Raw genomic sequence first — 12,348 nt, forward strand, 5'->3', positions numbered from 1 at the left:
ATCAGTCCTGAGCAGCCTTGGCCGATGACAGGCCGAGCAGGCCCGCCAGCGAACGATGGTGTTCGGTGTCGATGGTCGTGTAAGTGCTCATGCCGGCCTTCAGCCGTTTCACGAACGGATCGTTATAGTCGAGATAGATCCGCACCGGCACGCGCTGCACGACCTTGACGAAATTACCCGTGGCATTCTGCGGCGGCAGGATCGCGAATTGCGCGCCGGTGCCAGGGCTCAGCGAACCGACAGTGCCCTTGAAGGCATGGTTCGGGAACGCATCGACATCGATCTCCACGGTCTGGCCGACGGCGATGTAAGTGAAATCAGATTCCTTCAGATTGGCATCGACCCATGGCCTGTTGTCGTCGATCACCGTGAGGATCGGCGTGCCGGCCATCGCGAAGCGGCCGAGCTGGATGTTATCGACCTGCGTCGCGACGCCGGAGATCGGCGCCTTCAGCACGGTGTGGTCGAGATTGCGCTGCGCCTGATCGAGCGCCGACTGCGCCTGCGCGTAAGGCGGGAACTGAGCCAACGGCAGGTCGGGATTGCCGAGCAACTGGTTCATCGAGGTCGCGAGCTGCTGCCTCAGGAGTTCGAGCTGCGCTTTCGCGGTCACCGCCGCCGTCGCCGCATTGTCGAGATCGAGCTGCGAGCCGAAATTGCTCTTGACCAGGGTCGACTTGCGTTCGACGTCGCGCTGTTTGAAGTCGACGCCCTGCTGTGCCAGATCCTGCATCTGGCCGTAGATCTTCACATTGCTGACGAGGTTGTCATAGGTGGTCTTGGCCTGGGCGAGCTTGGCCCTGGCATCGTCGAGCGCCAGCCGGAACGGCACCGGATCGATCTCGAACAGCACGTCGCCTTCTTTGACATGCTGGCCTTCGCGCACCACGACCTTGTCGACCTTGCCGGAGATATCCGGCGTGATCAGCACCTTCTGCGCACCGACATAGGCATCGTCAGTGCCGACATAGCGACCGCCCGACAGATAGAAGGCGACGCCGCCAACAAGAACGATGGCAGGCAGTACGACCAGCAGCAACGTTCGCCGATAGCGCTTCAGGAAACCTTTCGCGCCCTGACGCTGCGTGGTCGCGGCGCCATCGGATCCGCCCTCGGACGCATCCTTGTCGGGAAATTTCAGCACGGGCTCAGCCATAGACTTGTTCCTTGGTCTTTGTGGCTGCGGGGCTCAGCGCAGCGCGGATATTGTCTTTGATGGTTTCCAGATGCGCGACCAGCTGGTGCATGTCGGCCTCGCTCACGCCGCCGAACGCGACCTGCATCAGGTTGCCGCGCAGCACCGCCAGCTTTGCCGTCAGCGGGCGCGCGGCCTCGGTGAGATAGAGGCGCTTGATGCGGCGGTCGGTGTCATCATTGCGGCGTTCGATCAGGCCGCTGTCGCAGAGCTTGTCGATCAGCCGCGTCAGGCTGATCGGCGCCATTTCCATGGCGTCGGCGAGATCGGTCTGTTTTTGCCCCTCATTGCGCTCGACCTTGGCGAGCACCGCCCATTGGGCGCGGGTCATGCCGAACTGGCGCGCTTCCTTGTCGGCCAGCAGCCGCAACATGCGCTGAGTCTCGAACAAAGCGGACAGGAAATCGGTGCCGGTGTCAGGCTGGCAGGACATGGAGGCGCTCCGTAAACTTAGCTTATTATAAGCAAGCTTATGAATAGCGCATCGGTGGACGATACGACGCAGCCCCGCGACTAGCGCATGGCTAGATCTCCGAACCTCCCACAAATGGGCGACACAGCAAAAAGCCCGGCACGAGGCCGGGCTTGAGGTCGTCAGGAGGATCGAAAGGATCAGTATTTGGCCACGACCGCAGGGCTGAAGGCGTAATTGATGCCGGCGCGGAAGACGTGGTCATGGAAGCCTACCGAGGTCTGGTTGGCCGTCCCTCCGAAATAGGTCGCCGAGCCCAGATCGAGATACAGATATTCGAGCTTGGCCGACCAGTTGGTGCCGAACTTCTTTTCCAGACCGGCGCCCAGGGTCCAGCCGACACGGGTCTGCGATTCCGACAGCAGCGTGCCGGGAATCGTCACGGCGGCGCTGGCCGGTGTCGTGCCAGCAGAGCCCGGCCCGAAGATCTGGCCCGTTACTGTCGTCTGTGTCGAATACTTGACCTCACCGACAACCAGACCGCCGGTGCCGTAGAGCAGCAGATCCGGCGTTGCCAGCAGGCCGACGCGGCCGCGGAAGGTCGCAAACCACGGGAAGCTCCATGAGCTGTTTGCCGAGGTCAGTGCGAGCAGATTGAAGTCACCGCCAGGCAAAGTGGTCCGCAGCGAACTCACCGGAGAGTTCGCACTGCCACGTTCACCGGTCCCCTGGATATCGGCTTCGAGACCGACGACCCATGTGCGATCGAGCTGCCAGTTGTAGCCGATCTGGCCGCCGCCCAGGCCGCCATTGACATCCTGCTTGACCGGCGACGCAAAGGCGGTGCCTGGCAGGAAAGTGGCGTCGCCCTTGCCCCAACTGTAGCCGCCGTTGAGGCCGACATAAAATCCGGTCCAGTTGATGCCGGGGTCCACCAGAACCGGCGCCTTGGTATACATGCGGGGCGACAGATCCGCAGCGCCCGCGGTCGACGAAAACGCCATGATGGCGAGGCCTGCAGCGGCCAATACGCTACGTTTCACCATCAGTCTCCTCAGCAACAGATCAACGAAGGCAGGCCCAAGGCCCTGCTTCGATGATGTGTAGTTGAATGAGACATCAGCGACTTGGAACGGACGCGACGCGGCAGGACTGGGCGAGACTGGCACCGCAATTCGTTCTGCTTGTTGCGTTCAAGCCACATGACGCATCGCGAACTATCAAAAGAGAAACCGCCCAAAGACGCAGCAACGCGATGAATATGAACGCGATCCGTACTGGCACGACCAAGATATAGTTCAATGCTTGCAGGACTGATCCTCGTGACTTCAAGGCCCGGTCCCGAAGCGCCCGATTCCTCGATCGAGGCGACCTCCGAAAATCTGACGCCGCAGCTTCAATTCGGGCGCCTGACATTCAACGTCGAATCCCCTCTTCCGACGGACTCCCCGTTTTCGGCCGATACTGCTTTGCACAGGTTGCCGGGCGCGATTGTTTTTATCGGCACGGGATTTCCGGCGAACGATCGCATGCCGGATGCTGCGACTGCGTCGTCGCCCGACGATGTTGTGTTTGCAGTCGTTCTGAAAGGTCGTGCCCGCGCATCGCAGCATGGCCGCGAAGAAATCATCGAGCAGGACCATGCCGTCTTGATGACAACCAAGGACGCCGGTTGGCATACGTCATCTTGTGAGACGCAGCATCTGATCGTTCAGATCGACCGTGCTGCACTGTCGATCAAGGTGCCCAATCTCGGCGCCTGGCTCATGCGACCTGTCCTCCTGGAGGCTCAGACGTTGCGGCTATTGATGGCGCATTGTCAGGAAGCAATCGACCTCGACGGGTCCGCCCCCACCCATCTTCAGCATCATGTCGTGGCCGATCTGTGTAGCCTGATCGCACTTCTGACAATCGGTTGCGAGAACCGCTCCGAGACATCTCCACCTTCCAGCACCCGCATGCTGCGCTTGCAGGCGATCAAGGCAGCCATCGAAGCAGGCCTCGGAAATCACGACCTCTCGGCCGAAACGCTGGCGGCGGCTCAGAAAATCTCGCCTGATTATGTCCGCAAGCTGTTTCGCGAACACGGCCTCAGCCTGTCGGAATATTTGCTCGAACGGCGTCTGGCCCTTGCTCATGCATTGCTACTCGACCCATTGCGGGCCGATGAGCGGATCGGGAAGATCGCGGACGAGGCCGGCTTCAACGATTTGTCGTATTTCAACCGGACATTCCGGCGCCGATATGCCACCTCGCCATCGGATCTGCGCCGGGAGCGTAAAAGCTCCACCTGATCGGCCCGGTATCGCCCATTCAACCTTTGCAATCGCCCGACTATCCCCCCATCTGCAGGGAACGCTCGTCGTTTGGCGGCGCAGGATTTGGTGTAAGACTGGGGCCCAGCGCCAAAAAGACGGGCACAATCACAGCCAACGGGTTAAGCTACCTCCATATGGCAGTTCCGAAACCAACTTTCCCGGCTCCTGGCCACGATCACGACCGCTGTACGGCGGACGCGATGCATCATGCCGAGCATGTCTGTGCGGCCCGATCGCAAAAGCTGACCCCGATCCGCCGGCAGGTACTTGAAGCGCTGCTCGCTAGCCATCGGCCGCTTGGGGCCTACGAGATCATCGATGAGCTTGCCAAGACCACTTCGCGTCCGGCACCCATCACCGTGTATCGCGCACTTGATTTCCTGATGGAGAACGGCCTCGTTCACCGCATCGAGAGCCGCAACGCCTTTCTGGCCTGCGCGCACGACCACGGCACGGCCTCGATGGTCGCGTTTCTGATCTGTGACCAGTGCGGGTCGGTCGGCGAAGTGCCGGCAACGAAGGTCGCGCAGAGCCTGAATGATGCCGCACGGACGACTGGCTTCGTCCCAAAACTGTCTGTTGTCGAAATCACCGGAACCTGCGCGCACTGTCAGGCGTGACGATCCCATAACAACACGGCGACAAGCCGGGTCCGAGGCTTCATGTCTGCAGAAACCATCATCAGCCCACCCGGCGGACGCGCACTCACCGCCGGCGCCATCGCCCTCGTGCTGATGCTGTGCCTGACCTGGGGCTTCAACCAGATCGCCATCAAACTGGTGCTGCACGATATCCCGCCTTACACGCAGGCGATGCTGCGCTCGGCCGGCGCGCTGCTGGTCATCCTGGCCATTGCGCGCATGCGCGGCGTCAAGTTGTTCGAACGCGACGGCACGCTGAAAGCGGGCCTGTTTGCCGGCGTGCTGTTCGGCATCGAATTCGTGCTGATCTTTCACGGCCTGCAATTCACGACGGCCTCGCGCGCCGCGGTTTTCCTCTACACGATGCCGTTCTTCGTGGCCTTCGGCTCCTATCAATTCCTGGGCGAACGCCTGCGCCCGGTGCAATGGGCCGGACTCGCGGTGAGTTTTGCCGGTGTCGCCGTGGCGATCGGCGTCCCGCAGCCCGATGTCACTACTGATGTGCTGATCGGGGATCTGATGATCGTCGCCGGTGCGGGGCTATGGGCCGCGACCACGCTGGTGGTCAAAACGACCCCCTTGCTCTACGTCGCGCCTGAAAAGGCATTGGGATACCAGGTCGGGCTATCTGTCCCGATTCTGGGCCTGGCGGCGCTGCTGGCGGGCGAGACCGTGACCCGGGTTCCCGGTCCTCTGGCGCTGTCCCTTCTCTCGTTTCAGGCCTTCTGGGTGGTCGGATTCACGTTTTTGCTCTGGTTCGGGCTGATCAAGACCTATTCCGCCAGCAAATTGTCGGCTTTTACCTTCATCACCCCTTTGTTTGGTGTCGCGGCGGGCTATCTCATTATGGGCGACCATCTGACCCCCGCCTTCGGCCTCGCTGCGCTATTGGTCATCGCCGGGCTGGTTCTCGTTAACCGACCGGTCAGGGCCTAGACCACTAACGCATTGCTGGATGTCATCTAAATCTGATATTCGAGACCCCATGAACAAGATTGAAATTCCGTCTGATATCGCCGGTCCGGCGCCCCGGCACCTCACCACACAGGTCATGGTTGGCAACGTCGCTGTCGGCGGCGGCGCCCCGATCGTCGTGCAGTCGATGACCAACACCGACACCGCCGACATCCAGGGCACCATCGACCAGGTCGCAGCGCTGTCGCGCGCGGGCTCGGAAATGGTCCGCATCACCGTCGACCGCGACGAGGCCGCAGCTGCCGTTCCGCATATCCGCGAAGCACTCGACAAGCAGGGCATCACGACGCCGCTGGTCGGCGACTTCCATTACATCGGCCACAAGCTGCTCGCCGAATATCCGGCCTGCGCCGCGGCACTCGACAAATACCGCATCAATCCCGGCAATGTCGGCTTCAAGAGCAAGCGTGACAGCCAGTTCGCCGACATCATCGAGATCGCCAACAAGAACAACAAGGCCGTCCGCATCGGCGCGAACTGGGGTTCGCTCGATCAGGAACTGCTCACCAAGCTGATGGACGAGAACGCGCTGTCCGCGAATCCAAAGGACGTCCGCGCGGTGACGCGTGAAGCGATGGTGCAGTCGGCATTGCTGTCGGCGGCCCGCGCCGAAGAACTCGGCATGCCGAAGAACAAGATGATCCTCTCCGCCAAGGTCTCGGCGGTACAGGACCTCATCGCGGTGTATCAGACGCTCGCCTCGCGCTCCGACTATGCGATCCATCTTGGCCTAACCGAAGCCGGCATGGGCTCGAAGGGCATCGTCGCCTCCTCGGCCGCGCTGGGCATCCTGCTGCAGCAGGGCATCGGCGACACCATCCGCATTTCGCTCACCCCCGAGCCCGGCGGTGATCGCACGGTGGAAGTTCAGGTTGCGCAGGAACTGCTGCAGACCATGGGTTTCCGCACCTTCGTGCCGCTGGTCGCAGCCTGCCCGGGTTGCGGCCGCACCACGTCGACCACGTTCCAGGAACTGGCGCGTTCGATCCAGGATTTCATCCGCGACTCGATGCCAGGCTGGAAGACGCAGTATCCCGGCGTCGAAAACCTCAACGTTGCGGTCATGGGCTGCATCGTCAACGGCCCCGGCGAATCCAAGCATGCCAATATCGGCATCTCGCTGCCCGGCACCGGCGAAAGCCCGGCCGCTCCGGTGTTCGTCGATGGCGAGAAATTCCGCACCCTGCGCGGCCCGAGCATTGCGGCCGACTTCAAGGCGCTGGTGATCGACTATATCGATCAGCGCTACGGCGCCAACGCCAAGGCACCGGAAGTCGTGACCGCGGCCGAGTAATTCAAGCAGCTGCTCCAAAATCAGCCGGCGACCGGATCATCCGTCGCCGGCTTTTTTATTGACCGCCTCGATTGCCCTCGGAGTAATATTCAATCTATAGTTTTATTTTATTGAGTCCGCATTCATTGGCAGAATGGCATGATTGTCGATCGCCAACGCTTGTCTTCAAAAAGCCTCGCTAGGCTCGCGGTCCTCGTATCCGTGCTTCTTCTGACGTGGATGCCCGTCTGCAACGCTCAGATGTTTGGCCTGCCTGGCCGCTTCACGCGGCCTGACATCGCGCCATCACAGCAGACGCCGCCGGCAGCGCCCCCTCAGGTGCCGAAGCGGACCGGCAACGCTGCAGCTCACTGGGGACCACTCTTCAAAGCCCAGGTGGAGCGATGCTGGAAAAAGCCCGGTGGTGGCGGCAAGGAGCCGATCGAGGCAATCTTTGTGATCAAGCTGAATCGCGATGGCATGATCGATGAGGCGCGCCCGATATCGATCACCTCGACCACGCCCTATAGCAAGGCGTATCAGATGAGTTGCATGCGTGCGCTCGAGAACTGCCAGCCCTACAGGCTTCCTGATGCCTATTACGACGAGTGGCGCTTCTTCGAGCCGGTCTTCACCGAGCGCATCCGCTGAGCAACGCTACAGCGGAATCCGCCGGAACTCGCGGTTGCTCAGCCCCGCTTCTTCCAGATCCAGATCGCGCTCGATGCGGCGGCGGCTCTCGTCGGTGATCTTGCCGTCGCGCAGTTGCGCGTGGATGAATTTGCGCTCGGCCTTGATGAGTTCGCGCACCAGATCGATGCCCACCGCCGAGACGTCGACGTCGGGATCGAGTTCGCCGGGTAACTGGTTCGAGCGGCTTTCATGGCGCGCGCGCAGCAGCTTCACGACCTCGTCGGACAGCTCCCGATCGTCGGTCATGGCATCGAGCCGCGCCAGGGCTGTGGCCAGCGCCTCACGGCGTGTCGCGAGCTCGGCCTCGTGCTCGGCGATATATTCCTCGCGGCCGATTTTGGTCACGCCGAGCCACTTCACCACGACGGGTAGGCACAGGCCGAAGCCAACCAGCGTGATGAGAATGATGTTGAAGGAGACGAACAGGATCAGGTCGCGCGACGGAAAGCCTTCGTTCGAGACCAGCGTGAACGGCAGCGCCAGCGCTGCGGCGAGCGATACGGCACCGCGCACGCCGGTGAAGGCGACGACGAAGGTCCATTGCCAGTTCGGCGCGGGATCGCGCTTGCGGAGGTCAGCGCTCAGCCAACGCGGTACATAGATCGCCGCATAGACCCAGACGAAACGCGCCACGATGATCACGGCGGTGACGAGCACCGTGGCCCACATGATCTCGGCAAACGGAAACGCTTTCGATTTCTCGATCAGCGCCCGCATCTGGAAGCCGGTCAAAAGGAAAAGCAGACCCTCGACCAGATAGATCACCAAATCCCAGAAGAAGATGCCCTGCAGGCGCGTCGCCGCCGAGATCAGCAGCGGGCCGTTCCAGGAGATGTAGAGACCGCAGGCCACGGTGGCGATGATGCCGGAGCCACCGAAATGTTCGGGAATGAGATAGGCGACATAGGGGGTCAGCAGCGACAGCGTAATCTCGACCTGCGGATCGCGCGCGCGGTGACGCATGCGCAGGCTGATCCAGCCGATGGCGAGGCCGAAGACCAATTCGCAGGCGAGAATGGCGACGAAAGTGCCCGCCGCCTTCGGCAGCGAGAACGCCCCGGTGGTGATCGCCACCACCGCAAAGCGATACAGGATCAGCGTCGTCGCATCATTGGCGAGACCCTCGCCTTCCAGCACCACAAGAATCCGGCGCGGCAGGCCGATCTTTCGCGCAATCGCCAGCGGCGCCACCACGTCCGGCGGCGCGACGATGGCGCCGAGCAGGAAGCCGACGGACCACGGCAGCCCGATCAGATAATGCGTCGCGGTGGCGACGAGGCACGCGGTGAAGATCACGCAGCCGACCGCGAGCAGCGTGATGATGCGCAGATTGGCGCGGAATTCGCGCCAGCTCATGGCGACGGAGGCCGAATAGATCAGCGGCGGCAGCACACCGAGCAGCACCACGTCCGGCGGCAATTGGATCGAGGGCATGCCCGGCACGAAGGCCAGTGCAATGCCGGCCAGCAGCAGCAGGATCGCCGGGGCAATGCTGATGCGCTTGGCCAGCCACGCCGTACCTGCGAGCGCAGCGATCAAAACCAGGAAAATCTGAAACTTGGCTTCCACGCGGGCGGCATCCTTTGCGTGCCTAATTTGCCCGGATGAGAAGTGAGGTCAATGCGATCGTCATTGCGAGGAGCCCTTGCGACGAAGCAATCCAGTCTTACTTCGCTTGTGGCCTTCTGGATTGCCGCGTCGCTTCGCTCCTCGCAATGACGGCGGAGAGGTCGAAGCTCAGATCGCGCTTGCCGCGATATTGACCATCAGCGCCACCAGCGCGGTGTTGAAGATGAAGGAGACGATGCCATGGGCCGTGGCGGTGCGGCGGATGGATTTCACGGTGATGCCGACGTCGGAGACCTGCGCGGTCATGCCGATGACGAAGGAGAAATACACGAAGTCCCAATAATCCGGCTGTTCCTTCGTGTCGTCATCGCCAGACGGAAACGCCAGCCCGCCGGGTTTGGCTCCGCGATAGAACTGATGGGCATAGTGCAGCGAGAAAGTCGTGTGCACCGCGGCCCAGGACGAGGCGATGGTGACGATCGCCAGCGTCAACTCCCAGCCCTTGCGATGACCCTCGCCAAGTTCGAACACGATGGCCGCGATGCTGGCGAAGGCGCCCAGGGCTGCCACCAGCAGGATGATGAAACTGCCATCGTCCTGCAGGGCGGCGTTGCGGCGGATGTGTTTCTGACCGCCGCTTGACAGCATCATGCCGTAGACCAGCATGAGATAGAACGCGATGAACACGTCCCAGCCGATAAGCAGGCGCGTCACCAGCCGCAGCGAGGATGGCAGCACGAAGAACGCGACGATGCCGATCAGAAGCGCCAGAAACGTGCGCGGTCGCCCATAGACGACACGGAGCGGCGCCGGCATCTTGCGAAAACGGACAAGGAGCTCATCGAGATCCTTGCCCGTCTCCGACATGATCAGGGCTTCCTTAGTTCTTGCGCTCGGCCACGAAGCGGGCGGCGGCGCGCAGCACGTCGCCCTTGGCGCCGAAGATCGACAGCGATGCGTCGGCGGTGGCGATCAGATCGGCGACACGCTTCTTGGCGCCCTCGACGCCGAGCTGGGTGACGAAGGTGGTCTTGTTGAGCGCGGCATCGGCGCCTGCAGGCTTGCCGAGCGCCGCGGCGTCGCCTTCGACGTCGAGCAAATCATCGGCGATCTGGAAGGCTTCGCCGAGCGCGCGGCCGTAATCGTCGAGCGCCTTGTATTCCTTCTGCGTGGCCTGGCCGAGCAGCGCACCGGCGATGACGCCGTAACGCAGCAGCGCACCGGTCTTCATCTGCTGAACACGCGCGACGTCCACCGGCCCCTTGTCGCCGAAGCGGCCTTCGCCGGCGAGATCGAGCATCTGGCCACCGACCATGCCGCCCAAACCAGCGCAGCGCGCGAGGGCTCGGGTCAGCAGCAGGCGCACCGTCGCATCCGAATGGATCTCATCGCGGGTGACGATGTCGAAAGCCAGCGTCAAAAGCGCATCGCCGGCGAGGATTGCGGTGGCGTCGTCAGTGGCCTTATGCAGGGTCGGACGACCGCGGCGCAGGTCGCTATTGTCCATCGCCGGCAGGTCGTCATGGATCAGCGAATAGCAGTGGATGCATTCGAGAGCGGCGCCAACCAGCAGCGCCTGCTCGCGATGCACGCCGAATACCGCTGCGCTCTCGACCACAAGGAACGGACGCAGCCGCTTGCCGCCGCCGAGCGAGGAGTAACGCATCGCATCCATCAGCCGCTTCGGCCGGGCGATTTCATCGGGTAGCACGCCATCGGCGAGCACTTTGGTCAGTACGGCTTCGGTATCGTCCGCGGTCTGGTCCAGGCGCGAGGCAAAATCTTTGGTGGAAGCACCGGTCGACATTAAGAATAGCTCCAGAACAATTTGGCCGGACAATCCTCTATGGCAAAGGCCACGTCAATTGCGCCTGCGGCGTCCCGCCGCGATTGGTCGCGGCAAGCTTAACCGGCTTGAAAAGAGCGGGGAAAGCCCGCTTTATCAGCGGCATAGCTCCGACCGGGAACGCCCCTCTTGCGCCTCATCCGCCGCCTCATCCTGATCGGGATCCTGCTTGTCGCGCTGCCCTATCTGCTGACGCCGCTTTATGCCGTCGGCCGGCCGATTTCGGCGCCGATGGCCTGGCGCTGGATCACCGGTTCCCCCGTGCAGCGGACCTGGGTCGATCTCAAGACCATGTCGCCGGCGCTGCCGCGCAGCGTGGTCGCGTCCGAAGACGCCAAATTCTGCAGCCATCGCGGCATCGACTGGGATTCCCTGCAAAACGCCATCGAGGACGCTCAGGACGGCGAAGTCTCCGGCGGCGGTTCCACCATCACCCAGCAGGTGGCAAAAAACCTGTTCCTGTGGTCGGGCCGCAGCGTGATCCGCAAGGGCCTCGAAATCCCGCTGGCCATGTGGGTCGATCTGATGCTGTCCAAGCAGCGGATCCTGGAAATCTACCTGAATATCGCCGAAATGGGCCCATCCGGGCAGTTTGGCGCCCAGGCCGGCGCCGAATATGCCTTCAATCGGCCAGCCTCGAGCCTGTCGGCCCGGGAAGCCGCGCTTCTGGCGGCGATCCTACCCAATCCGGTCACCCGCAGCGCCCGGACACCGGGGCCGGGGGTGCGGCGTCTGGCGGGAACCTATATGGCGCGGGCACAGGCGGCGGAGCTGCAGAGGTGCTGGAATTAGGCTGTCATTCCGGGGTAGGACCGGCGGCAAAGCCGACGGGCATGGGCCCGGAATCCCGACATGTGGCGATGAACATGTCGGGATTCCGGGTTCGCGTGCGGCTGGCGCCGCCCTCGCCCCGGAATGACGAGTTTGTGGCGCGAAATCCCCGAAAAATCAGACCGCCCCGCCCTAGCCATGTCGTCGTCATTCCGTTATAAGCCGGCCCTTATCAGCGATTTTGCCCGCGCGATCCGTGCTGGCCGCCTGTCACCGGGCGCCGATCGAAACCATCTGCCAAGAACCTGCAAGGACTTTTCCTATGGCCGTTCCGAGAAGAAAAACATCGCCGTCGCGGCGTGGCATGCGTCGTTCGGCTGACGCACTCAAGACCCCGACCTATGTCGAGGACAAGGACTCCGGCGAACTGCGCCGTCCGCACCACCTCGACCTGAAGACCGGCATGTACAAGGGTCGTCAGGTTCTGAAGGTGAAGAAAGAATCCTGACCACTGGATGGAGGGCAGCGCCGCGTCAGGTGGCGCCGCCTTCGATCATCCACGTAAGGTCCGGGTCAGGCGGGTCGAAGCGCCAGCGGGCAAGTCGAGAAAGCTGTTCAGACTATAATTCTGAACTGGTCTTCCGCCCGAATTCGC

At 62.4% G+C, this 12,348-nt stretch carries 14 protein-coding genes; 8 read left to right on the forward strand and 6 right to left on the reverse strand.

The features are described from left to right. Position 1 precedes the first annotated feature (1 nt). From AC1DUY_RS24635 to AC1DUY_RS24645, 3 genes are all read right to left on the reverse strand, one after another. Positions 2–1,156, reverse strand: coding sequence for an HlyD family secretion protein (locus tag AC1DUY_RS24635; RefSeq protein WP_478117767.1), 1,155 nt, complete (start codon positions 1,154–1,156; stop codon positions 2–4). Continuing rightward, entirely contained in the window at positions 1,149–1,628 is a 480-nt protein-coding gene (locus AC1DUY_RS24640; protein WP_093759716.1) for a MarR family winged helix-turn-helix transcriptional regulator, read from the reverse strand. Before AC1DUY_RS24640 ends, AC1DUY_RS24635 begins: the two co-directional genes overlap by 8 nt. A gap of 179 nt (positions 1,629–1,807) precedes the next feature. Beyond that, a complete protein-coding gene (locus AC1DUY_RS24645) occupies positions 1,808–2,653 on the reverse strand; it encodes an outer membrane protein (protein ID WP_478117769.1) in 846 nt (281 codons plus the stop codon). Positions 2,654–2,929: 276 nt separating this feature from the next. On the opposite strand from AC1DUY_RS24645, the gene AC1DUY_RS24650 reads away from it, so the two are divergent. The 5 genes from AC1DUY_RS24650 to AC1DUY_RS24670 all read left to right on the forward strand — a co-directional run bounded on the left by AC1DUY_RS24650 (position 2,930) and on the right by AC1DUY_RS24670 (position 7,465). Next, positions 2,930–3,901: an AraC family transcriptional regulator gene (locus AC1DUY_RS24650; protein WP_478117771.1), complete on the forward strand. Its 972-nt coding sequence runs from the start codon at positions 2,930–2,932 to the stop codon at positions 3,899–3,901. Positions 3,902–4,059: 158 nt separating this feature from the next. Beyond that, a complete protein-coding gene (locus AC1DUY_RS24655; RefSeq protein ID WP_092139844.1) occupies positions 4,060–4,545 on the forward strand; it encodes a Fur family transcriptional regulator in 486 nt (161 codons plus the stop codon). A 42-nt stretch (positions 4,546–4,587) separates the two neighbouring features. After that, positions 4,588–5,502 (forward strand): DMT family transporter, encoded by a 915-nt coding sequence (locus AC1DUY_RS24660; RefSeq protein WP_478117774.1) that lies wholly within the window; start codon positions 4,588–4,590, stop codon positions 5,500–5,502. A 49-nt stretch (positions 5,503–5,551) separates the two neighbouring features. Beyond that, positions 5,552–6,835: a flavodoxin-dependent (E)-4-hydroxy-3-methylbut-2-enyl-diphosphate synthase gene (gene ispG / locus AC1DUY_RS24665; RefSeq protein WP_089262692.1), complete on the forward strand. Its 1,284-nt coding sequence runs from the start codon at positions 5,552–5,554 to the stop codon at positions 6,833–6,835. A 240-nt stretch (positions 6,836–7,075) separates the two neighbouring features. Next, the gene (locus AC1DUY_RS24670; RefSeq protein ID WP_120288293.1) at positions 7,076–7,465 is read left to right on the forward strand and encodes a hypothetical protein; all 390 of its coding nucleotides are present in this window, start codon (positions 7,076–7,078) and stop codon (positions 7,463–7,465) included. 6 nt (positions 7,466–7,471) lie between these two features. On the opposite strand, the gene AC1DUY_RS24675 is transcribed toward AC1DUY_RS24670, so the two are convergent. From AC1DUY_RS24675 to AC1DUY_RS24685, 3 genes are all read right to left on the reverse strand, one after another. Then, complete coding sequence (locus tag AC1DUY_RS24675; protein ID WP_478117776.1) at positions 7,472–9,076, reverse strand: Na+/H+ antiporter; 1,605 nt, start codon at positions 9,074–9,076, stop codon at positions 7,472–7,474. A 168-nt stretch (positions 9,077–9,244) separates the two neighbouring features. Then, the gene (locus tag AC1DUY_RS24680) at positions 9,245–9,943 is read right to left on the reverse strand and encodes a DUF1345 domain-containing protein (RefSeq protein WP_478117778.1); all 699 of its coding nucleotides are present in this window, start codon (positions 9,941–9,943) and stop codon (positions 9,245–9,247) included. 13 nt (positions 9,944–9,956) lie between these two features. Beyond that, positions 9,957–10,883 (reverse strand): polyprenyl synthetase family protein, encoded by a 927-nt coding sequence (locus AC1DUY_RS24685; RefSeq protein WP_089262697.1) that lies wholly within the window; start codon positions 10,881–10,883, stop codon positions 9,957–9,959. A gap of 168 nt (positions 10,884–11,051) precedes the next feature. Between AC1DUY_RS24685 and mtgA the strand changes: the two genes are divergently transcribed. The 3 genes from mtgA to rpmF all read left to right on the forward strand — a co-directional run bounded on the left by mtgA (position 11,052) and on the right by rpmF (position 12,201). After that, a complete protein-coding gene (gene mtgA / locus AC1DUY_RS24690) occupies positions 11,052–11,714 on the forward strand; it encodes a monofunctional biosynthetic peptidoglycan transglycosylase (protein WP_478117780.1) in 663 nt (220 codons plus the stop codon). 132 nt (positions 11,715–11,846) lie between these two features. Continuing rightward, on the forward strand, positions 11,847–12,074 hold the full coding sequence (locus AC1DUY_RS24695) for a hypothetical protein (protein ID WP_478117957.1): 228 nt from the start codon (positions 11,847–11,849) through the stop codon (positions 12,072–12,074). Next, positions 12,016–12,201 carry a 50S ribosomal protein L32 gene (rpmF, locus tag AC1DUY_RS24700; protein ID WP_068732923.1) on the forward strand — a complete coding sequence of 62 codons (186 nt, stop codon included), beginning with the start codon at positions 12,016–12,018 and terminating at the stop codon, positions 12,199–12,201. Before AC1DUY_RS24695 ends, rpmF begins: the two co-directional genes overlap by 59 nt. The last annotated feature ends 147 nt before the right edge of the window (positions 12,202–12,348 follow it).

This window comes from Tardiphaga sp. P4_G1, from assembly GCF_056401215.1.